This is a genomic window from Arundinibacter roseus (genome assembly GCF_004348825.1).
Classification (GTDB): Bacteria; Bacteroidota; Bacteroidia; order Cytophagales; family Spirosomataceae; genus Arundinibacter; species Arundinibacter roseus.
Genome location: NZ_SMJU01000020.1, coordinates 59,403 through 82,301, shown reverse-complemented (window position 1 = coordinate 82,301; position 22,899 = coordinate 59,403). Strand labels below are relative to the sequence as shown.

The 22,899-nt window shown below is 43.3% G+C and carries 14 protein-coding genes and 1 pseudogene; 6 read left to right on the top strand and 9 right to left on the bottom strand.

Features of this window, described 5'->3' with window-relative positions; translation table 11 throughout:
* Positions 1-336: 336 nt before the first annotated feature.
* From EZE20_RS24695 to EZE20_RS22455, 3 genes and pseudogenes are all read right to left on the bottom strand, one after another.
* Positions 337-450: a helix-turn-helix transcriptional regulator gene (locus EZE20_RS24695; protein WP_394345669.1), complete on the bottom strand. Its 114-nt coding sequence runs from the start codon at positions 448-450 to the stop codon at positions 337-339.
* A 101-nt stretch (positions 451-551) separates the two neighbouring features.
* Positions 552-998 (bottom strand): annotated as a pseudogene (locus EZE20_RS22460) (outer membrane beta-barrel protein); the annotation flags it as partial.
* Positions 999-1,439: 441 nt separating this feature from the next.
* Entirely contained in the window at positions 1,440-2,783 is a 1,344-nt protein-coding gene (locus EZE20_RS22455) for a hypothetical protein (protein ID WP_132121991.1), read from the bottom strand.
* A gap of 363 nt (positions 2,784-3,146) precedes the next feature.
* Here EZE20_RS22455 and EZE20_RS22450 point away from each other — a divergent pair, with 363 nt between their 5' ends.
* Positions 3,147-3,824: a hypothetical protein gene (locus EZE20_RS22450; protein ID WP_132121989.1), complete on the top strand. Its 678-nt coding sequence runs from the start codon at positions 3,147-3,149 to the stop codon at positions 3,822-3,824.
* 287 nt (positions 3,825-4,111) lie between these two features.
* The gene (locus EZE20_RS24180) at positions 4,112-4,270 is read left to right on the top strand and encodes a hypothetical protein (protein ID WP_165933551.1); all 159 of its coding nucleotides are present in this window, start codon (positions 4,112-4,114) and stop codon (positions 4,268-4,270) included.
* A 233-nt stretch (positions 4,271-4,503) separates the two neighbouring features.
* On the opposite strand, the gene EZE20_RS24690 is transcribed toward EZE20_RS24180, so the two are convergent.
* Together EZE20_RS24690 and EZE20_RS24605 are read right to left on the bottom strand one after the other, a co-directional pair.
* On the bottom strand, positions 4,504-4,686 hold the full coding sequence (locus tag EZE20_RS24690; protein WP_394345668.1) for a hypothetical protein: 183 nt from the start codon (positions 4,684-4,686) through the stop codon (positions 4,504-4,506).
* A gap of 584 nt (positions 4,687-5,270) precedes the next feature.
* Positions 5,271-16,073, bottom strand: a complete 10,803-nt coding sequence (locus EZE20_RS24605) for an SdrD B-like domain-containing protein (RefSeq protein ID WP_165933550.1) — start codon at positions 16,071-16,073, stop codon at positions 5,271-5,273.
* Positions 16,074-16,373: 300 nt separating this feature from the next.
* Between EZE20_RS24605 and EZE20_RS22440 the strand changes: the two genes are divergently transcribed.
* Together EZE20_RS22440 and EZE20_RS22435 are read left to right on the top strand one after the other, a co-directional pair.
* Positions 16,374-17,315: a tol-pal system YbgF family protein gene (locus EZE20_RS22440; protein ID WP_132121985.1), complete on the top strand. Its 942-nt coding sequence runs from the start codon at positions 16,374-16,376 to the stop codon at positions 17,313-17,315.
* Positions 17,258-18,346 (top strand): sensor histidine kinase, encoded by a 1,089-nt coding sequence (locus EZE20_RS22435; RefSeq protein ID WP_165933549.1) that lies wholly within the window; start codon positions 17,258-17,260, stop codon positions 18,344-18,346. The genes EZE20_RS22440 and EZE20_RS22435 overlap by 58 nt, the downstream gene beginning before the upstream one ends.
* Before the next feature lie 3 nt (positions 18,347-18,349).
* Here the strand turns inward: EZE20_RS22435 and EZE20_RS22430 are convergent, their stop codons facing one another.
* The 3 genes from EZE20_RS22430 to EZE20_RS22420 all read right to left on the bottom strand — a co-directional run bounded on the left by EZE20_RS22430 (position 18,350) and on the right by EZE20_RS22420 (position 20,550).
* Positions 18,350-18,970 (bottom strand): response regulator transcription factor, encoded by a 621-nt coding sequence (locus EZE20_RS22430; protein ID WP_132121981.1) that lies wholly within the window; start codon positions 18,968-18,970, stop codon positions 18,350-18,352.
* Between the two features lie 681 nt (positions 18,971-19,651).
* Positions 19,652-20,053 carry a transposase family protein gene (locus EZE20_RS22425; RefSeq protein ID WP_132121979.1) on the bottom strand — a complete coding sequence of 134 codons (402 nt, stop codon included), beginning with the start codon at positions 20,051-20,053 and terminating at the stop codon, positions 19,652-19,654.
* A gap of 5 nt (positions 20,054-20,058) precedes the next feature.
* Positions 20,059-20,550: a transposase family protein gene (locus EZE20_RS22420; protein WP_132121977.1), complete on the bottom strand. Its 492-nt coding sequence runs from the start codon at positions 20,548-20,550 to the stop codon at positions 20,059-20,061.
* A gap of 308 nt (positions 20,551-20,858) precedes the next feature.
* Between EZE20_RS22420 and EZE20_RS22415 the strand changes: the two genes are divergently transcribed.
* Positions 20,859-21,044 carry a hypothetical protein gene (locus EZE20_RS22415; RefSeq protein ID WP_132121975.1) on the top strand — a complete coding sequence of 62 codons (186 nt, stop codon included), beginning with the start codon at positions 20,859-20,861 and terminating at the stop codon, positions 21,042-21,044.
* Positions 21,045-21,096: 52 nt separating this feature from the next.
* A complete protein-coding gene (locus EZE20_RS22410) occupies positions 21,097-22,107 on the top strand; it encodes a UPF0236 family transposase-like protein (protein WP_132121973.1) in 1,011 nt (336 codons plus the stop codon).
* Here EZE20_RS22410 and EZE20_RS22405 read toward each other — a convergent pair.
* Positions 22,091-22,894: an EcsC family protein gene (locus EZE20_RS22405; RefSeq protein WP_132122004.1), complete on the bottom strand. Its 804-nt coding sequence runs from the start codon at positions 22,892-22,894 to the stop codon at positions 22,091-22,093. The genes EZE20_RS22410 and EZE20_RS22405 overlap by 17 nt on opposite strands.
* Positions 22,895-22,899 lie beyond the last annotated feature (5 nt).

Sequence of the window (22,899 nt, the reverse complement as noted above, 5' to 3'; positions counted from 1 at the left end):
GGCTGCTTTTGCGCCACTCACGTACTAATTTGAACATTTCTTCTGACTGATTCATTCGCTTGTCTTTTTAGGTCAAAAGTAGAAACCGAATTCTAGCCAAGAAATATGTAGTTCATAGGATGCTTACAGTTATTCCACGTCATAATTTATAATTATTATGAAAGTAAATAGTAATTAGTGATTCCACTAATTGTGTTAAAAAACTTCACGTATTAACTAACTTTGCTATAAGTGATTTCAACTATTTGAATTGCTGATCTTCTAATGCTGAATATTTATCCTGATCAAATATAGAAAATGAATAAATAATAATTCATTCGGTTTATTCATTCCTACTTATTGGTGATAAACCTTAATAGCATGACGTGCGCTTGAAACATTTAATTTTCGATAAATCTTTTTTATGTAGTAGCGTATACTATTTATACTTATATTCATCTCATTTGCGATCTGATTGCTGCCGGGATGAAGGGGGGTAAAGGTAAATCCTGGATTTAAGTTTGACGTGCAACTTGGTGTTTAGGAGTACATCATATTGGCAATACAAAATTTTATTTCCTTAGATAGAATGATACTCCTAGGCGAAGCTTCATATTATTAACTCTACTATCATCAAAATCTTTATCAAAATAATTTTGGTAGTTGGCTTCTGCTTCTAGTGCCACTTTGGGCAACACGAAGTAAGCCAATCCGGCGCCTAAAGAGGCATTCATTCCCTTATTGAATTCCATCAATACCAGCATGCCATTAACACCATTCAAAAAATATGAATCCCTATTGAATCCAATCATAAGATTTAGGTATGGTTTAACTTTCCTGTCCCCAACATAATAACGGACCATTCCATGTATACTCCGATTTCGTTCCTTATAAGAAGTACTGCCACTAAGTGATTTTGTGCTATTACTTAAATTAAATTGACCACCTATGGCTAAATTTTTGGCAACGAAATAGCCCAACAGGGGCGTAACTTGAAGCTTCGAGTCTTTTCTTACACCACTACCTTTAAATCAACCGTTTCCTGATACTCCCACTAGCCAGGTTCCCTTATTTGTCTGAGCCAAAGTTGTTAAACTAAGAAGTGATAATACAAATAGAAAAGAGATATTTTTTTTCATGTTGAATAAAATATTGTTATTAAAAAAATGCATTTAATAGTCCTTGGCAGATTTATGCTCTATCGGATTTTCTCAAAAAATGTTATCTAAATGCTTTGAGCTTAACTAGATACATAAGTATACAATTAGTTACTTTACCAGCCAATGAAAAGACTTTACCTGCTGTTTTGAAAGAACATACGGTACGTATCTGGCTTTACCTTGTCGGGCCGGCAGGTGATGAGCATCGTGGCCATGAACAGCATACAGAGTAGGTGGAGTGCGGGTTTCATGGAAATGAGTAAATAACTCAAAAGCGCATCTGCCAGAGTTAAATTCGCATTAGTAAACTTCCAACAATCGCCCGTAGGGATCACTCTCGGCTACCACCAGACCATTTATATCCAGATACTGTACCGTGGCTATATAGAGACCTGGGGGTACTTCGCTGCCGATGATAAGCTTTGCCGGACCAATAGGCTCGGGTTGCAAAACATAGGGTGCTACGCTACCGTAGTGAACAGCCGGATTCCCGTCGGCTGGGACCAGCTTCAGCCGGGGCCGGTTGGGTAACTCAAAGGTGAGGCTATACGTAAAATTGGTTGGTATGTTGCGGCCAATGCGGACGGGCTCCCGGACCGAGCAGGGCATTGGATCGTCGCCGATTGTACCTATGCGCGCATCAGACGATTTTCCTTTCCGGACATTGAGCCGGAAGCAGGCTGGCCGCGCTACCCCAAACTGGTACATCCGCATCACGTATTGGCCGGTCGGCAAATCAGCGGGGATGGGTATGCCCATCCTAAGGCCATAGCGCTCAAATACCAGGTTACCAAGTGAAAACGTTTTTCCTGTCCGGTCCGTGATTTCCAGGGTGATGTCCCCCGAAAACAAGTTGTAGCCTTCCACGAGAACGGTGGTTCCTATCGGTGCATCCAGTCCGTAATAAAAGAATTGCTGATAGGATGCAATATATGCCGGGCCTTTTTCGATAACGACAGGCTGGGGAGCGCGTAGAGTCCGGCCATCAGCCATTTTCAGATCAATGTCGTAAGTCCCTGGTAATTGGTTTTTTAATGCATACATATAAAGAATCAGGTGGTTTGTAGTAGTTTCTGCACCTGGATATATCCGACTACTCTCGTCGATCAAAATCTTTTCTTTGGTGGTGCGCTCAACCAATTCAGCAGCAATGGGCACCGTGTTGCCGTACAAATTGATCATCGGGACCAGGAGTACTCCCGTAGGATCATCATGCAAAATATAATGGAGGGATTCCTTCATAACCCCCATTTCCAGGGGGCCGTTGGGGATTAGTTTTACCTTATATTTGACAACAGAGGTGTTAGACTGATCTTCTAGGCGCCTTACCCAAATTTCTTTACATCCCATGCAGCTTTCTGGTCCTGCAAAAATGGTATAAAATGCCTTTCCCATTGTTTCTGCATTCTCGGTCAGTTCCAGAACAGGGACCATATCCTTCAGCAAGACAGAGGGCACCCTGATTGTAATCAGGAGGTTCTTCTGGTCTATGGTCACATTCTTCTCAGGGATACCCGGAAACCGAATGGAAACTATGCGGGGCTTCCCATCGGTAAATGGATCGGGCTCTACCTTGTCGGGCCGGCAGGTGATGAGCATCGCGGCCATGAGCAGCCAGCTGAGTAGGCGTAGTGCAGGTTTCATAGAAAAAAATAGAAATGGCGGATCTTTTAATCTTTTGCAAGTTACAAAAATTTGGATAGCCAGAAGGGCTCCTTTTCTTGAAGTTTTCAGATTCAAATTCTGTATCAATGCACTAAATGCATCTCTTATTTTTTAATACTTCTGTTTAACTTATCCGGCCAATCAACTACTTATTGGTTAGTTGGTGGCTTTTGCTACAATTTTGTAGTTACAGATCGGCAATCTCTTATGAATAATTATAGCCATGTTCTCCAAAGTCTTTTTCAATCATAAGTAAAAACCGAGTTCTATCTAAGAAATATGTAGTATATAGAATGCTTAAAGTGTAACTTGCTATAAACAAACTAAAAAGAAATAACCAATATGAAATACCAAACCACGATTAGCCAAATTACCAGCGTAGACGAGATTGAGGGTGCCTGGACGAAAGAAGATTACGTAGAATTGCTCAAACGGTATGGCTTTTCAGAGGAGGACTACAAAAACGTGGATCCGAAGGAATTTCTCTACATGGCAATTGCCGACCAGGAACCTACGGAGGCAGCGGCCATTCTGCTGGAGTACAAGCTATCGGAACACCTGAACGAGGGGCAAATCAGCCAGATTTCGCACAATATGCAGCTGGATAAAATTTCGGAAGAATATCCCGAAATCCCCCTGCACCACCCTCTTTTTAACATCAATCAGCTGTTGTACAAAGCCTTTAACGGCAAATTCCCCCACGCCAAAGCCAGCCTAATTGCGTTCGAGACGAAGTCCGAAAACGGGGAGGAACCCGAGCTCACCAAAGAATTGGCGCTGAAAGCGCTGTCCGGAGGACTTTCTGACCGCAGCCTGCTAAATAGGCTATTTGCTGATCAACTTGTGGGCAAGGTGCCTTTTCCCGAAGCGGATGCCATTGTGTGGGAATTGAAAAGCCAGGGAAATTCGGGCTACCAACTGATCACCTCTGAATACTGGCTCAGCGAGGATGACTTAACCAGCCAGACCTTTGAAAGTGATGTAGTAGAAAGTAAGGAAAGTGAGGATGAGGAGGCATAGGCAACTACATCTTTGTTTTTACACTAATCAGGTTAGTTTAGAAAAACCGGAGACGCAAAGCAGAATGTGTCTCCGGTTTTTGTTACAAAGCTCTGTCCTTAATCTGATGCACGATAGTGTGGTCGAGCAGCCTATTCACAAACTGTACCTTGTCGGAACTGCATTATAGCTATTATTAGGAAAGCTGACAAATAACTTTGACTTGGGGCTTAGGCCACTTGTGCGCTACGACCACGGCCTTTATTTTCAATCCAATCTCATTGATGCCTACGACAAGATGATGGACCTTGTACCTAAGCACCTTCCTGATCCGTTTTACCTCGAAGGTGCACAACGTGTCAGCTTGCGGAGCAAAATATTTTCTGGAAGTAATTGCCAATTTGATTGTACACCGCGAGTACACCAATGCCCTATGGTATCCGGCCTATCAACTTCATATTTGTTAATTGCTGGACTTTGCTAAAATTTAGCGGATACAGATCGACAAACTTTTTAGGATTAATCGTAACGATGTTTTGTGAGGGGTGGGCAGGCGGTCCGCTGGCGGAATGGCAAAGAAGGAGTATATCATGGCAGCACGCATTGTTGTACATCATGGGAACCAGCGAAATAATAATTCTTTCGGCCCAGAACCAGCGAACGTGTGATATTTTCCATGGTATAAATGACCTAATAGGTTTCACCTGAGGCTGGCTGTTGGCCGGATAACACAACAAAGCCGAAGACTTTTCGGCGATCCCCCTCGCGGCATAATTTTTCTTTTCTCACCCAATAGCAACCTGTCTACTTTTTTTCCTTGAGGCTTGCAAAATTTACTTTGACTAAGGCCGCTTTTGCGCCATTCACGTGCTAATTTAAACATTTCTGTTGACTGATCCATTCAACATCTCTTTTTCAGTAAAAAGTAAAAATTCAATTCTAGCAAAGAAATATGTAGTTCATCGGATGCTTACCATGTAGATAAGTTATTGATTATGCATATTATAAATACATGGACAAATCGCTTGGTCACTCTCTTGATATAGCCATCTGTTCATTTTAGAACTTACTAAGAGCTCATCAAGAAAACTTCGTCATTGAAATTCATGACCTTAATTCCCTGATTTGGAGGTCTGGCAATACTAGGCATGTAATCCAATTCCCGAAAAAGGGAGTAAAGATAACCCATCACAAAAAGGACTGAAACAAAAGGAGAAAGGGGTTTTTAACTTGTTTAAAAAAATGTCATTCGTACCATAGTATCGCAGTGTTAATCAACATATCTGGTAATGAGGTAAGATACTATGGCAAAAATAGAAGAGGCTGTTTCAGAACGGAATCGTATCAATTCCACTCCAAAACAGCCTCTTTTATTGATTCTATTTTTTAAAATTGTCTCAAGACCTTTTAGCCAAACTATTTTTGGCCTTGTTAGTTTTCGAGGCGATTGCTTTCGACATTAACTCTCTACTTCCTGGTTTTCGTAATCGTAAACGGCACACATATTTCTGCCGGACAGCAATCTTCTACCACTATAACCACCGGACAGCAACCCTCCGCCGGGCACGTGCCCGAGGTAGATGTGAAGGTGTATTCGTAGCTTCCAAGTTCGGTTTCGGTTGCCGTGTGGGTATTACCAATTGCTAACTGTACCGGCTGTCCACCCTGCACTTGCCGGAACCAAACCACACCCGTGTACTGCTCAGGGACGCTTAATTCGATCCCGCTGCTTTGTCCGCGGCACAAGAGAATGGGCACTGTAAAGCACTCACGATCAATGTCGTCTTCGGTTTCGTCGCCGTTGCCGGGTGTACTGTCTACGTCTTCTTCGGTCATCTTCGTGATCTCAGCCGTGTTGAACCATACACCGGCAGCGATGACTTTTACGCTGATTTGCAGACTTACTGTATCCCCTACCATCATGCTATCGAAGCTCCACTTTTTGGTCAGCTGCGAGTAGCTGCCGATGTCAGCCGTACTGCTCAGGTACTGAACTCCGGCATTTAATTCGTCGGTAACTTCAATGCCATGCGCCGTGGCTTCACCTTCGTTCCAAACCCGGATCGTGTAAGTCAGCGTTTCACCCAGCATCGCCAGTTTTTTGTCAATTGCTTTGTCCAGCGCCAGGTCATAGGTCTTGTTGCAATTCAGACGAGTGACTACAATCGTATCGCTGCATTGACCATTGCTGATGATGAACGAGTAGTTGGTTGCTACGCTATTCATGCCACTGATTTTGCCGCTTGACGTAATCGTCGCCGGGTTTCCAGCCATCGCTGTCCAGGTAGCACCCGCCACGGTTGGCAGGGTTAACGTGTCAAAACAGGTGGTTTGGTTGGGCAATTCGAGCACACCCCGGAAGACGAATACCGTATCCGAACACGTACTGCCAAGCGTAGCATCGCGTAGAATGAACATGTACACGCCATTTTCATTCATGCCGCTAACGACTCCCGTTTGGGCCGAGATACTTACACCAACCGGGTTCATCGCCGCGCTGATCCACTGTGCACCTGCTGCTGCATTTGGCAGATCAGCGGTAGTAGTTGGTTTGCAGACGAAAATATCAGAACCTGCATTGGGCTTGACACATACGTTTGAACAGTCGCTATACGGAACAAGAATGCTCACGTCCGTAAAGCAGTCATCCTTGCCGTTGTAGATGCGCACGATGTAGGTCTGTCCAGTCGTCTGCGTGGGGTTAGGCAGGTTGGCTACAGTAATGCTTGTGCCGGTCAACGTCGTTGCGGATGCATAGTTTGCCAGTCCGGACACCGAAGTCGCAAAGCTGAATTTGTTTCCACCACTGATTCCACTGACCACAAACGAAGCATCGTTTTGAGCCGTTTTGCCATCGCAGCTTGCCATTGATGCATCAGTCGCAGCAAACGTTGGCGCTACACAAGGTGAAATCAAACCAGCGTCAATCGTTGGGTTGTCTTTATTCAGACCTGTCAACGTTGGGTCAAGACTTACGACATTGCTCAATCCGTTGGTGCCGAAATCGTTGTCGCTTGCGTCATCACCGATATTTTGCTTTGATGAAATCAGGCATGAATCGGGTAGCGTCGTTACGTCAATCTGCACGATGTAGTCGCCCGCCAATAGATTCGTAAAGCTATACGCTCCGTTTCCAGCGGTGGTCGTCGAGTCCAGCTTGGCCAGCGGCTGACCGCTTGCATTCGCGCTCCACAAAATCACCTTCACACCATTCACGCCCGGCTCGCCAGCATCCTGCTGCCCGTTGTCGTTCAGGTCTTTCCAGACGAAATCGCCGAGGGAACCTTTGGGTGAAATCAAACCAGCGTCAATTGTTGGGTTGTCTTTGTTCAGACCTGTAAGCGTTGGGTCAAGTGTAACAACCGGCGAAAGTCCAGCGGTGGTAAAGTCGTTGTCGCTTGCGTCATTTCCGATATTTTGCTTCGGTGAAATCAGGCACGAATCAGGTAAAGTTGTTAGGTCAATCTGCACGATGTAATCACCTTTGCCCAAATTCGTAAAGCTATACGCTCCGTTTCCAGCGGTGGTCGTTGAATCAAGCTTTGCACCCGGTGCACCTCCCACGGCTGACCAAAGAATCACTTTCACGCCATTCACACCCGGCTCGCCAGCATCCTGCTGCCCGTTGTCGTTCAGGTCTTTCCAGACGAAGTCGCCGAGGCTGCCTTTTGGTGAAATCAAACCTGCGTCAATCGTTGGATTGTCTTTATTGAGTCCCGTCAGCGTTGGGTCAAGCGTTACAACCGGCGAAAGTCCAGCGGTGGTAAAGTCGTTGTCGCTTGCGTCATCACCGATATTTTGCTTTGATGAAATCAGGCAGGAATCGGGTAGCGTGGTTACGTCAATCTGCACGATGTAATCACCTTTACCCAAATTAGTAAAGCTATACGCACCATTTCCGGCAGTGGTGGTGGAATCCAGCTTGGCCAGCGGCTGACCGCTTGCGTTGGCGCTCCACAAAATCACCTTCACACCATTCACACCCGGCTCGCCTGCATCCTGCTGACCGTTATCATTCAGGTCCTTCCAGACAAAATCGCCGAGGCTGCCTTTGGGTGAAATCAAGCCTGCGTCGATTGTCGGATTGTCTTTATTCAAGCCCGTCAGCGTTGGATCAAGCGTTACAACCGGCGAAAGTCCAGCGGTGGTAAAGTCGTTATCGCTTGCGTCATCACCAACATTTTGCTTCGGTGAAATCAGGCACGAATCAGGAAGTGTGGTTAGGTCAATCTGCACGATGTAATCACCTTTGCCCAAATTCGTAAAACTATACGCTCCGTTTCCAGCGGTGATGGTGGAGTCGAGTTTCGCACCCGGTGCACCTCCCACGGCTGACCACAGAATGACTTTCACACCATTCACACCCGGCTCGCTGGCATCCTGCTGCCCGTTGTCATTCAGGTCCTTCCAGACAAAATCGCCTAATGAGCCTTTGGGTGAAATCAAGCCCGCGTCAATTGTTGGGTTGTCTTTGTTTAATCCAGTCAATGTTGGATCAAGCGTTACAACCGGCGAAAGTCCAGCGGTGGTAAAGTCGTTGTCGCTTGCGTCATCACCGATATTTTGCTTTGAAGAAATCAGGCACGAATCAGGAAGCATCGCCACATCAATCTGTACGATGTAGTCACCTGCCAGAAGATTCGTAAAGTTGTACGCTCCGTTTCCAGCAGTCACTGTTGAGTCGAGTTTCGCACCCGGTACACCGCCAACAGCTGACCAAAGAATCACTTTCACGCCATTCACACCCGGCTCGCCGGCATCCTGCTGCCCGTTGTCATTCAGGTCCTTCCAGACAAAATCGCCTAATGAGCCTTTGGGTGAAATCAAGCCCGCGTCAATTGTTGGGTTGTCTTTGTTTAATCCAGTCAATGTTGGATCAAGCGTTACAACCGGCGAAAGTCCAGCGGTGGTAAAGTCGTTATCGCTTGCGTCATCACCGATATTTTGCTTTGAAGAAATCAGGCACGAATCAGGAAGCATCGCCACATCAATCTGTACGATGTAGTCACCTGCCAGAAGATTCGTAAAGTTGTACGCTCCGTTTCCAGCAGTCACTGTGGAATCGAGTTTCGCACCCGGTACACCGCCAACAGCTGACCAAAGAATCACTTTCACGCCATTCACACCCGGCTCGCCGTTGTCCTGCTGCCCGTTGTCATTCAGGTCCTTCCAGACAAAATCGCCTAATGAGCCTTTGGGTGAAATCAAGCCCGCGTCAATTGTTGGGTTGTCTTTGTTTAATCCAGTCAATGTTGGATCAAGCGTTACAACCGGCGAAAGTCCAACGGTAGTAAAGTCGTTGTCGCTTGCGTCATCACCGATATTTTGCTTTGAAGAAATCAAACACGAATCGGGAAGCGTGGTTAGGTCAATCTGCACGATGTAATCACCTTTACCCAAATTCGTAAAGCTATACGCTCCGTTTCCAGCGGTGGTCGTTGAGTCGAGCTTTGCACCCGGTGCACCGCCAACGGCTGACCAAAGAATCACTTTCACGCCATTCACACCCGGCTCGCCTGCATCCTGCTGCCCGTTGTCGTTCAGGTCCTTCCAAACAAAGTCGCCGAGGCTGCCTTTGGGTGAAATCAAGCCCGCGTCGATTGTAGGGTTATCTTTATTCAAGCCCGTCAGCGTTGGATCAAGTGTTACAACCGGCGAAAGTCCAGCGGTGGTAAAGTCGTTGTCGCTTGAGTCGTTACCGATATTTTGCTTTGATGAAATCAGGCACGAATCGGGAAGTGTGGTTACGTCAATCTGCACGATGTAATCACCTTTACCCAAATTCGTAAAGCTATACGCTCCGTTTCCAGCGGTTGTGGTGGAATCCAGTTTTGCTCCCGGTGCACCGCCTACGGCTGACCAAAGAATTACCTTCACACCATTCACACTCGGTTCGCCTGCATCCTGCTGCCCGTTGTCGTTCAGGTCCTTCCAAACAAAGTCGCCGAGGCTGCCTTTCGGTGAAATCAAGCCCGCGTCGATTGTTGGGTTGTTTTTGTTAAGGCCCGTCAGCGTTGGATCAAGCGTTACAACCGGCGAAAGTCCAGCGGTGGTAAAGTCGTTGTCGCTTGCGTCATCACCGACATTTTGCTTCGGTGAAATCAGGCACGAATCAGGAAGTGTGGTTACGTCAATCTGCACGATATAATCGCCTTTACCCAAATTCGTAAAGCTATACGCTCCGTTTCCGGCGGTGGTCGTTGAGTCGAGTTTCGCACCCGGTGCACCACCTACGGCTGACCAAAGAATCACCTTCACACCATTGACACCCGGTTCGCCTGAGTCCTGCTGCCCGTTGTCGTTCAGGTCTTTCCAGACGAAATCGCCAAGTGAACCTTTTGGTGAAATTAAGCCCGCGTCGATTGTTGGGTTGTCTTTGTTCAGACCTGTCAGCGTTGGATCAAGTGTAACAACTTCACTCAAACCTTCGGTTGAGAAATCGTTGTCGCTTGCGTCGTTACCGATATTTTGCTTTGAAGAAATCAGGCACGAATCGGGAAGCGTGGTTACGTCAATCTGCACGATGTAATCGCCTTTACCCAAATTCGTAAAGCTATACGCTCCGTTTCCGGCAGTGGTCGTTGAGTCGAGTTTTGCTCCCGGTGCACCTCCCACGGCTGACCACAGAATCACCTTCACACCATTCACACCCGGTTCGCCTGCATCCTGCTGCCCGTTGTCGTTCAGGTCTTTCCAGACGAAGTCGCCCAGTGAGCCTTTGGGTGAAATCAGACCAGCATCGATTGTTGGGTTGTCTTTATTCAAGCCCGTCAGCGTGGGGTCCAGACTTACCACCGGAGATAGTCCAGCAGTAGTAAAGTCGTTGTCGCTTGCGTCATCACCGATATTTTGCTTTGATGAAATCAGGCACGAATCGGGAAGTGTGGTTACGTCAATCTGCACGATGTAATCACCTTTACCCAAATTCGAGAAGCTGTATGCTCCGTTTCCAGCGGTTGTGGTGGAGTCGAGTTTCGCACCCGGTGCACCGCCTACGGCTGACCACAAAATCACCTTCACGCCATTCACACCCGGTTCGCTGGCATCTTGCTGTCCGTTGTCATTCAGGTCCTTCCAAACAAAGTCGCCTAGGCTGCCGACTGTGCATCCAGTTGGCAATACTGTAATCGTCGTGTCCTTGTAGCAACATTCGCCCGTATAGAAACGAATTACATACGTTCCGCCCGCATTTGGGATAGCTGTTACCAGATCAGCCGGGAAGGTAGCGCCCAAGACCGTGGCGGTGGCGTAGCTTGTATCCGCCCCCCATGAAGCGGAGCTTAGACGGGTTCTGAATTTATCGTAAGGGGTTACCGCTGCTGCCAGTGTTATCTTTCCGTCGTTGTTTTCGGTGGTTAGGTTACAGCTTGCAGGCACTACGGTAAACGTAGCTGCAATCGGCGGATTGGTGCAGACAAAGCCCGCATCAAACGTATGATTTACACTCGCCAATACTCCCGTGGTAAGGGTGATGCAAAACGCTCCGCCGATGACTTCGGCGTCGCTGTCATTTTGGTCGTTGCCGTTGTTGGCCGTGGCATCTTTGATGGTCAGATCAAATTGACCTAAGCCCGCTACGGTCAGTTTACCGCTTGAAAGTTGGCCTTCGCCGAAGACGAGTTTGTAAGCGGTATTTGGTAAAAGCGTAGTATCTGCTCCCGTGCCTATCCAGCCTGCACCGATTTTAGAAGCGGTAGAGAAATAGTATTCTCCGTTTACATTGGTTTTGGTATCGGCGATTTTCGTTGTGCCTTTGTAGAGTGATACGTTAACGCCTGACAGTGCTTTCTCGCAGGGGTCCTGCACGCCGTTTTTGTTGGTATCATTCCAGACGCGGTTTCCGATTTCGAGATAGGTGGGTAGACTACATGCTATCTCTATATCTCCTAGACCAGTGGCTTTGGCAAACGTGCCTGAGCCAGTAGTGGATCTATACAATTGGAAAGCACGTGAGCTAATGCCAGTCGTGTTATTGAGAAACCGAACCCCCCCAGTGTTTATATATAAGTTTGAATTAGCTCCTTTCGGCACATCTAAAGGGTCCATTACACCCACGATAACCTCGCCAGAGCCTGGACGAAGAGCTAATCCACCCATTACATGTTCGGCATGACGAATATTGTTGGTTGGAGTATCTACATTAAAATTAAACCAGTTATCATTATAAAATTCCCCAAAACCTGGGCCTTGGTTATTGTTCGGCCCGTAGCCTTCCGCTGGTCCTGCTTTACCGTTATTCTCCAATACAAATGTACTTCCGTTTAGGAAAAACGCCCGTAATATATCACCTGCATTGATACCATTGTACAGTGTCGTGGCTGTACCTGTAGGTGCATAGTTATCAAATCCTGTTTGGATACCCGTGCGGTCGCCAAATCCCAAAACCATTGATCCATCAATGTCAAATTCAATATCGGTCAAAATAGGCTGAGGGTTAGAAAGTGTAACTTTACCACTACCGCTAACATCATTGGTAATTAAATCAGTAAAATTATCTGTCCAAAACTGCCACTGAGATTTATTCGGCACATCGGTCAAACCAAAACCTTTTGGATAATTTAAGGGAAACTCAAGGATTGAAGTAAATGTATTGGTGGCAACTGTGTACTTATATACGGTAGCCCTCAAATTTGACTGACTCTTGCTAACAGCTGCGTCGCAAACCCCACCTATATAAATGTCGCCCTGATAAATTTTTAAACCAAATGGTCGCCAATTTCCACCTTCACAACCTGGATTAGGGATGCTAAAAGATGCAACATCACTCGCTGTTGGTGCTCCACTGTTGGGAATAGCGATAGAATATAGTTTCTGATCAGCCAAATTTACTAACCAAAGCTTACTGCCAGTTTCGTCAATCTCTAAGTCGCCAATACCTACCTTTAAGACATTGGCGAAAGCAGCTTCATCACGGCTTGGATCGGCTGGATTTGTACTAAGACCTCGTCCAGTATTGGGGTTAGTAGGAGAACCTACACCAGGAAGCGAACCAACATTGATGCCAATGGTAGCAACGTCCACATAAGGAGTTGAGGTATTGGTAACCATGTCGGTAATATAAATACCTCCCAATCCCAATGGCCCTAAACCTGCGTGTCGTTTGAGAAAAGCACTTGTAAAGGTCTTATTGGTAAATTTGTTGTATGCCACTCCCCAAACCGTCCCAACTTCTTTGGCACTGCCAACTTCGGTAATCTGACTGGCATTATAAAGACCAGAACTACCATAGGCAAACTTAACCAAGGCATCACGGTTACCAGATGTGGAGTTGGCTGGGATAGGATCACCATATACATAGCATGGAATAATTATGGATGGGTTTGTTTGACAAAAATCAGTAGGATTGAGAATACCTAAATCCACGTTGCAATCGGCAGAAGTTACAAACTGTGTAGTTGTACGTCCGTCTGTACCGTTTATAGTCCCATGACCAGCAAAGGTAGGTAAGCCTGAAAATTCAACACGAATCGGGTAAGCAGCTGATGCTATGTTTGAAAAGACATATTTTCCAAAGGCATCGGTTGTAGTAGAACCTACTTCATTGCCATTGCAATCGAATGTTTTCACTATCACATTTACTAAACCCGTGCTTTCACCCGCTTGTTTGATACCATCTGCATTAAAATCGTTCCAAACGGTACCACCCGTTTGTCCTGCGGTACATACTGTTGGTGGACAGGCTGGTGGCAAAACAATATTAGGTATTTCAGCTTTACAGGTAGCTGCGGCATAAGTTGCACCAATGAAAGCTTGAATATCTGCTGTACTTGACCCATTAGCATCCACTTCAAAAGCCACAACTTGCGGACTCAAAATCGAGCCGTTTCCATTTGTTGAAGTATAAGCCCCAGGATTGATGGTCCTTCGTTGACCTGCAAAAGTAACCGAAATACTATCAGACGCATCATTTGCCGTGGGACTAACCGTGGCATTTGCCCAGGCCACTTCAACGCTCACAGTGGCTTTGGACACTTCGCCGTTTTGATAACAGCCCGATACAGTGGGTTTTAAAGTAATGGTACAAGTAGCTTCGCTTACTCCAATATCAAGAGAGTGATTATTTTCGCCAGCATTTCCGGTTTTCAATGAGATAGTACCTGAACTAGAATTGTTGTCTGTGAGTACGTTACCTGCACCCGTTGGTGAGAAAGCAGTACAAGAAGCCAACACCCCCGTGCCTAAGGCTGTTTTAACTTTGATAACATAGTCTTGGTTAGCTTTAAGATTTGTAAAGTACCAAGAGCCCTTTTGACCGGCCAATGTAGCCGAGATTACGGTTTGTACAGGCGACCCTGTGGCCGCAGTTCCTTCATAAAGTTCTATTTCAACACCGTCAATGCCATCTTCTCCCGCATCCTGGATACCGTCATTGTTGGTATCTTTCCAAATGCGGTTCCCAATTTCGATCGATTGGACCGAACAGGCAATTTCAATATCACCCAAGCCATTTGCTTTGCCAAACAGAGGATTGGGCAAAGGAGCACTGTAATCATAATCATAAATTATGTTTACACCATTTGTCAAATTAAACGTTTTTGTACTTTCGCTAATAAAGGCAATGGCACCTTTATCTCCTCCCGGAAGCGTATTGGTAATAATCGTTTGTTGAGCAGGAAATACGCCCATTCCACCCATGTGATCTCCGGTGGAATGGGTAACGTATTGGGAATAAAAGTTATTAGCGTTTGCTCCTGTTATCCCTCCACACTGACCGTTATTTTCAATTGTAAAACCACCACTTCCATTTTTACAGGCCTTTAATAAAAGACTGTTTGAACCTGAAGCACCAAAGCCCGTTGCGTCAGTACCATCAGGGTAGAAAGTGCCTGATTGATTAGCCGCCTGATCCTTAGACAAATCACGAATACCAATGATCATATCATCATTAATAAAATCAATATCAGAAATAACCGGACGTGTGAAATAGTCAAAATCTTTAAATCTACCACCAAAATATTGATTTAAACTAGCTTGATTTCCCCACATTTGGTAGCCATATTCAAATGATTTTATAGGCTTCAAGTAGGTGTAGACCGTGTTATCTCCGCTGAGCTGAAAATTTGTCACTGGTATTGGGGTAAACCCGGTGCCAGGAGTGAACTCGAATACAATACCTTGTAAATTGGGGTTTTTCCCTTGATATGGATCGGTTGTAATTTCTGACTCGGCAGTACAAACTACACCAATATATACCTTGCCTTTATAATATTTAACACCAAAGGGTCGCAGGTCGGTATCGTTGTCAGATGTAGGACCTGTAAAAGCAATTCCACCAGCAATTCCTGGAATGAATGTTGAATTTAAAACTGATTGATTAGCAATATCTATCTCATATAATTTTCGGTTAAAAAGATTCATGGCATAGAGTGTTTTTCCATCGTCAGAGATGTCAATATCTCCCCATGAAATTTTGCCGGACTCCCACCAGGAGGGATCACGTTGAAAATCAACTGTATTGGGGTGTGGATTAACACCTGTTTCTGAGTCAGGCAAATCAATGAGGACATTAACATTACCTGTCCCATCTGCTTCATAAATAGCACCTGTTGAACCTGTCGCATTGCCATTGCCTGGACCAAACCCAACGTATCGTTTGTAGTATGCAGCAAAATAGCTTTTTTTTGTATGACGCGAATACGCAGTTCCATAAACAGATCCCGTCTGTGAATGAGTAGACCAGGATTTGTCGTGAGCAGGGGCCGTTCCGGGTGGTACGCGAGTCGAAAATGGATCAGAAACAGCCGTTTCAAAAGTACCAAATGTGGTCAAGTTACCAAAAACAAAACATGGAACAATCACATCAGCGGAGCCTTCGCAATAATCGGCCGGATAGTTTACTGCTAAATTTTGCGTGGTGCTGTTCGGAAACAGGATTGTTGTCCCCCCTAAACTTCCCATTGAAGCAAATGTATAGGAATCAGGCAGTACAAATTCCAATCGGATAGCCCCCGGCGTTGCAGAAGCTACCGAATACTCTCCAGTTATATCGGTACTTGTGCCACCTCCTGTATAGGTTACAGCAAGGCTGCCACCACCTGCATCAGTAGCAATTACAGTTACACCTGCCATGCCAACTTCATTAATGGGACTTGTGGTTTCTCTGATGCCGTTTGCATTAAAGTCTCTAAAAACTGTCCCGGAGACCTGCGCATAGGTTTGTGAATGAAGAAGTGAAAAGAGACCTAAATACAAAAAGGTTCGTATAAAACCAATATTGAAACGGACACGGGTACCTAACCAAATATTTGTAAAGGGTATAAAATTGTTCATAAGCATGCATAGAATTTGTTAATTGAAAGACAAGCGCATTAAAATATTTGTAGATTTTCACTCTCCTAAACTATTATCATTCATCATGCCATACTATTATTTTGAAAGTACATAAATATGTATTTAGGATTCTTTATATATAATTGTTAATTTAAACCCGTCAAAAAATAATGAAAATAACATTTCAAGTAAGTATATATGTGGGTAATAAAATATCAAATATGATTTCTTTACAATGATTTCAAATCTAGAATTCATTCTAAAATCAAGCCAAAAATTATTAAAATTATATACATAAATATGTACAAGTATCAGATTTGCTTTATACTCAATTTAATTTTATTTGTAACCTCAGGTCAACTAAAAGCAAAAGATTCAATAGGTGAAACTCTCTATTATCAGAGAAAATTTAAAGATGCAACTTCCTATTTCAGGGTAGAATCGATAAAAGGTGACAAAAATAACAAAGCACATAATATTTTTTGGTTAGGACAATGCCTTGCAGCACTTCGACAGCCTGATAGCGCAATTGTGGCATATGAATACCTCGTCGCTGAAAAGAATATAGCGCCTATTTGGAAAATAAATGCTCTAGGAGGGTTGGCATCCATATATAGTTATCGACAGGATACCAAGAAAGTAGAATTTTATGTATCTCAAATGCTATTATATGGAAACCAATATCCAGAAAAACGCGATGCTCGATATTGGCGGATTATGGGAAACTTTTATTTTGACACATATAAGAATGATTTGGCGACTACTCATTTTATTAGATCTGCAAATACGGCTGAAAGCCAAAAAGATTCCATTGGGTTAGTTGGTTCTTATGTAATGTTGGGACGTGTATATGAAAGGCTTGAAAAAAATATTCAGGCACTTCATTATTTTGAATTAGCCATTAAAATGCAAGATGAATTGAAAATCAATCTTCATTTGCCACAATGCTATCAATCAGTAGCGGCCCTTTATGAAAATCAAAATAATTTTAAGAAAGCTTTTGAATATTATTCAAAGGGAATCTCTTTGGATACAAAATTAGGTGACAACTATGGAAGAGCCTATGGCTTAATTGGTGTGTCTAATGCGTTACTTAATCAAGGGAAAACTAAAAATGTAGCGAGCTTAATTGGAGAGGCGTATTCTATTTTTATAAAATATGACGATCAACCGTGTATTGGCTATTGTTTAAATTTGAAAGGGCTATATCATCAAAAAAACAGCAATATCAAAAAGCACTGAATTATTACAGAAAAAGTAACCAAATTCATCAATCAATTGGGTACAGTAAGGGATTAATTCAAAATTATTCACTAATGATTAAGTGTGCAGAAAACCTAAAAGATTATAAATACGCATTTCGGCTCCAGTTAGCCTCTCAAGCACTAAACGATTCGTTAGATTTAATTGAAAATAAGCAAATGGCAGAAGAGCTTACCGTAAAGTACGAGACTGAAAAGAAGGATGCTCAACTCGCCAATCAGGAGATAGAACTTCTAACCCGCCGCCAGCAACTTACTCAAACCGCCTTATTGGGGACTCTTTCTATTTTGATAATCGGTGTCGCATTCGTTTTTTATCGTTGGCAGCATAGCCAGCGAATCAAGCAAATCGAAAGTGATTTTGAACAAACCGCCAAGCAACTTCAGTCTTTCAACTATTCCGTTTCACATGACTTACGGCAACCAATTTATGGGATCGAATACGCATTGAAACAATTACACCGTACTGACCCTGCCCCAAATCAAATTCATCTGCTTGCTCAGGCGAATAAATCAGTGAACAACATGAAAGGCATTATTGAGGGCCTGCTTGACCTATCATCCATTGAGCGAAGTAGACTAGTGCTTGCCGAAGTAAATACTGAATTACTCATTAAAGACGTTTTGGAGCAAATGCCCACTCATGCAACAATTACCATAGACTCACTGCCAATTGTAAAAGCTGACGTGAGACTACTTAGACAAGTTTTTGTTAATTTATTATCAAACGCCATTAAATATTCTGATCAGCAAGCAGAGCCACACATACAAATTTGTGCCACTCAAACCATTAATAAAGTGAGCTTTGAGGTATCTGATAACGGATTGGGGTTTGACGATCAATTCGGTGATAAACTTTTCCAGCTATTTGGAAGACTACACCCTCAGGTAGAGGGCGTAGGGATTGGATTATTGATCGTCAAAAAAATTGTTGAAAAACATGGAGGTAAAGTTTATGCTTCTGGAAAACCCCATTTAGGCGCCAAATTTGGGTTTGATCTACCAACTTAATTGCTACATACCTTTATAGAAGATACGAATAGCTTCACCTTTTGAATTGACATTCAGAGCGCGGTAAATCCGCTTGATGTAAAAACGCACTCCGTCGGTTGAGAGTCCTGTCCGATCAGCTATTAGTTTATAGCTCCAACCTTCGGACAACAATTGAAGCACTTCGTATTCCTTATCGTTTAAAACTTTTAAGGGTGTTTGTTGTTCGCACACTAACTTGACGATATATTGGGCTACTTTGGCTGAAATTGCAGAGCCTCCCTTTTGAACAATATGAATATATTCGCTCAAGGTTTGCATATCAATATCTTTCAACAAATATCCTACAGCACCATTACAGAAAGCCTGGATAAGGTATTTTTCCTCTTCATGCACCGTAAACATAATGATATTGGTATCAGGAAGTAGGACTTTAAGATTTGGCAGCGCCTCAAGGCCTGTTTGGTTAGGAAGATTGATGTCCAAAAATAAGATATCAATTGTATCTACTTCTGAAAGTTGCAACTCAAACTCCTCAATACTTCCTGCAAGCAACAAAACCGCTATATTCTCCAAAGAGCCTTGGAAATCAGAAAATTGAGAAAGGATAAAATCATTATCATCAACAATGGCAATATTAATCATAGGTAAAGCAGGGCTAAGTTTATGGTAAAATTATCAATTTTTTATACATAATGATGTATAAGTGTTGAGTGATACATTATTATGTACCAATTTGGATTATAAGTTGGCATGAATTTGGAATAACTTTGTTATGTAAGTGTTACATCTTAGAAAGTCCAAAATTTAACCCATTCTTGCTCATTATACTTTAAATTTTCATAATAGAATTGAATATTCAATTTATTCTCATGTGAATCAACCAGAATATTATTAGACGAATTGCATATATTTGAAAAACCAATACATTATTTCAAGGAGAGACTTTATTAAACTATATATTATATGTTTAATATTAAACACTAAATTCATATTATTTTGAATCAAAAAATGCTAATTACTATTATTAATTCATACGCAGAAATACTCGAATATACAAGTTATTCAACCAAATGCTTAAAATTGAAAAGCAATTAAATAATATATATTCAATACAAAGTATATAGCTTAGCAAATACATCTACATTATAAATTTGATTTTTTACTTATCGACTGCTATTCTTCATTGTAAGTAGAAAATTTAAATCACCGTATATATGAAAGAACTTACATTACGAATGGATTCTTCAGTTTCACTAGAAACAATAATTATACTTCTTCAACCAAAATTCTATATTATCATTAGACTTGATGCAATACTGATTTTCAAGTAGATAAATAAAAATTCCATAATCCAGCACATGCTTCCAAGGCTGAATCGTGGTTTTCAAGATTATGCGCTCTAATACGATCAGATAAGATACGATACCTTTTCATCCCACCTATACCATGCTCGATACCAACACGTTGACTTGATAGTTGTCTATTAAAATGTTTTTGATCTTCTGTCAGTGGGTTAGACTTTTTAGATTTTGATGGCATGAAAATAGATTTACAACAATAATCTTTTGCAAATCCTAAATAACCTAAATCTAAATACACTTCTAAATTTTTAAACCAATTGAGTAATGGAAGTAATTCTTCTTTTAAAATTGTATAATCATGTGTTTTTCCAGCCCAGTATTTACTTAAAAAAAGAATCTTTTTTGATAAATCTGTAATTACCATATTCTTTATCGTATGTCTTTTTTTTTGCCGGAATAATTTACTTTTTGATCATACTCATTTATTGGTCTTTGAATAGGATTTTCAGTAGCATCAATAATCACAGTACTATGTTCTTTAAAATGTTTTTCGAATTCTTCGATTGTATCAAATGACCGTGCAGGCGCATAGCCATTATCATAAAGTGCTGATTGCAAAATACTTACGCCAAATATCTTATTACGGTTTGCTGTCGATCCATCCATCCCTGTTACCAAGCCAAGGAGATCAAACGTCAATCCACATTTTAAACTAAAAAGAGTAAAAAAAAGTAGATCTTCAATTGAAGTAATGACTGTATCCATAGGACTCTGTGCTTGTCTTTCTGGAAGTGTACAACCAAAAGTGTTTTGATATGAAGAATCAAATAATTTCAACAGTTTAATATATCTTTCCTTATTAAGCCCAGTTGCAGAACGCCATTGACGCTCATTTTTTAGATCATTTATTGATATTTTCATGTGCCAAATTTATGATTTTTTTCCATTGCAACAAGTCTATTAAAGAGGATGGATTTATGGACCTCATATCCAAACAAAACAAATTAATTAGTAATCAGGCACCAACTAGCATTGTTAAATCCTTAAATATGAATCCTGTGATATTAATAGAGGACAATAAATATAAGAGTCAATTCAGTAAAAAAGAATTAAAAATACTTAATCATTTGGCAGAAGGTAAAACATACAATCAGCGGGCGCAATTCAAATTGTCGCACCTGAATATTTTATATCTTTGAGATAGTGTTTATTTTAAACTCGACCAACCGATGACAGAAGAAGAATTCATAGAGCTTGCCCGCGCAAAATATTTGGAGATAAACCGTTTAAACGAGCTGCCTGGGCTTCTGGAGTACGAGCAGGGTTTCGTTGATATTTGGATGGATCTTGGCAGGTCGGTAGCCCAGAAAAATCTAGGGGTCAAAAGTAAAGACCGGCGTAAAAAAAAAGATTAAATGCACCCTTGGCCTACTTGAAATAGATAAAAGCCATCCGTACATTAAGGATATGCAGCACAACTTTGCCGTTAGCCCTTTGTTACAAAGTCATATGCTGGAATTTAGTAGTGACCTGCCTTTTGCACGAGGCTCTCAACTACTCAACACGGCCCTTCCACATGCCGACATTGGTGCTTCTCAATGCCAGCGCCTAACGGAATACTTTGGGACTCTGCCCGAAGTTGAAGACGCGTTAACAACTCCGGGATTCGATTTTATGCAGTCAGATCCGACGACCTGCGATGCTCCTTCGGTACTCTATGTAGAAACAGACGGTGGTCATATTCGAACCGATGAAGGCTTCCGTGAGACGAAGGTTGGCAGGTTGTTTGGCGCCCATCAACTAGTTAAAAAGTCTTCTGATTATGAAGGTATTACTCTTCGGATGGCCCTGGAAAAATCAGATTATATTGCCCAATTGGGTAGCAGCACCGAGTTTACTGCACGCTTCGATGAACTAATCGCAAATCATCGCAGCCAAACCCCCAACCTGCAACTGGTAGCCATTAGTGACGGGGCTGAATGGATCGCCCGATGGCTGGCCAACAAACATGCCGATGCGGTTGTCATCCTTGATTTTTACCATGCCACCGAGCATCTGGCCGATTTTGCCAAAGCAGTTTTCAACGACGATCGCGCCTGCTCGAACTGGATTGAAAGCTGTTCAAAACTACTTGTGGGCGGAAAGCTTGACCAGGTGATTCTGGCCATATTGCACAAGAAAAACACCTGCAAGAACAGGGCTATCAGGAAACAGGCCGATAGGCTCATCAGGTACTATGAACACAATAGATACAGGATGAAATACCATGAATACAGGGCTGCAGGATACTGTATTGGAAGCGGTGCTATTGAATCCGCCATTAGCACAGTCGTTCAGCAAAGATGCAAACTTGTCGGGCAACGATGGACCAAAGGACTAACCGCTGTACTGAATATTCGTGCCATTTTTAAAAGTCACAAAAGAATACACGTAAGGCAAGTAATTGCTCTAAAAATGGGAATTAGAAAATTTGCATAAGCGACAATTTGGTTTGCGCCCCCGGCAGCTCTTTATCGGGTGGAGGAAGTAGCTTTTCTTCTTTTGACCTGGCCGCCAGCCAGCGCATCCGGTAGGCATTCATGGCCGTAGTCCCCAGGCTGTTGATGAGCCGGTAGTTGACCACCAGCCCCACCGCCGCTCCCACACCCGGTATCAGCTGCGCCATCTTGGCCAGATCAATGTAGTCGCGGTACTCGAGCTGAAAGGTGAGCCAGTCAAACTGATGGATGTCTTCTGGTAATTGTTTACTTTGTTCATCCCAATTTTCCATGAGCCGGTATACCTCACGCCGCCGCTCCTGACTCGAAAAAGCCAGCTGAAATACGTGCAGGATAAAGAGCCGCTCGCGGTAGTCGTCAATGGGGTGCCCATAGAGAGCCGCTATTTCGAATGGCATCTTCATCTTGATTCCCAACAGCAAGGGAAAATCTGCCACTGCCAGCCAAAAACCCCCGGCTCCGGTCAGGGCTCCCTCCGTTGCACCCGTTTTCTTATAGAATCCGATGCGCTCCTTTACCACTACTTCCCGCGACTGCAGGGGTAGGTCTGTTGCGGGCATACGGGTCGTGAATCCGGCTCCGTAAAGTACGCCCCGGGTCATTTGTTTGATGGTCGCAGTGACAGCCTGATGTATTTTTTCGGGTATAAAGCGATTGATGCGGCTTTGAATGTTCTTCGCCAGCCGGTTGCCGGCCGAGGGCGGCTTCTGTATTTTTTGCTGCCATTGCTGCAATTCCTGCTGAATGATCTGTTCGTAAAGAGTCATGGTGT

Bases quoted from the DNA above. Each gene is read 5' to 3' on its own strand.
- EZE20_RS22430 (WP_132121981.1), bottom strand. From the start codon at position 18,970: ATGATTAATATTGCCATTGTTGATGATAATGATTTTATCCTTTCTCAA.
- EZE20_RS22410 (WP_132121973.1), top strand. From the start codon at position 21,097: ATGCAGCACAACTTTGCCGTTAGCCCTTTGTTACAAAGTCATATGCTG.
- EZE20_RS24690 (WP_394345668.1), bottom strand. From the start codon at position 4,686: ATGTTTAAATTAGCACGTGAATGGCGCAAAAGCGGCCTTAGTCAAAGT.
- EZE20_RS22415 (WP_132121975.1), top strand. From the start codon at position 20,859: ATGACAGAAGAAGAATTCATAGAGCTTGCCCGCGCAAAATATTTGGAG.
- EZE20_RS22455 (WP_132121991.1), bottom strand. From the start codon at position 2,783: ATGAAACCTGCACTACGCCTACTCAGCTGGCTGCTCATGGCCGCGATG.
- EZE20_RS22405 (WP_132122004.1), bottom strand. From the start codon at position 22,894: ATGACTCTTTACGAACAGATCATTCAGCAGGAATTGCAGCAATGGCAG.
- EZE20_RS24605 (WP_165933550.1), bottom strand. From the start codon at position 16,073: ATGAACAATTTTATACCCTTTACAAATATTTGGTTAGGTACCCGTGTC.
- EZE20_RS22420 (WP_132121977.1), bottom strand. From the start codon at position 20,550: ATGAAAATATCAATAAATGATCTAAAAAATGAGCGTCAATGGCGTTCT.
- EZE20_RS22440 (WP_132121985.1), top strand. From the start codon at position 16,374: ATGTACAAGTATCAGATTTGCTTTATACTCAATTTAATTTTATTTGTA.
- EZE20_RS22450 (WP_132121989.1), top strand. From the start codon at position 3,147: ATGAAATACCAAACCACGATTAGCCAAATTACCAGCGTAGACGAGATT.
- EZE20_RS22425 (WP_132121979.1), bottom strand. From the start codon at position 20,053: ATGGTAATTACAGATTTATCAAAAAAGATTCTTTTTTTAAGTAAATAC.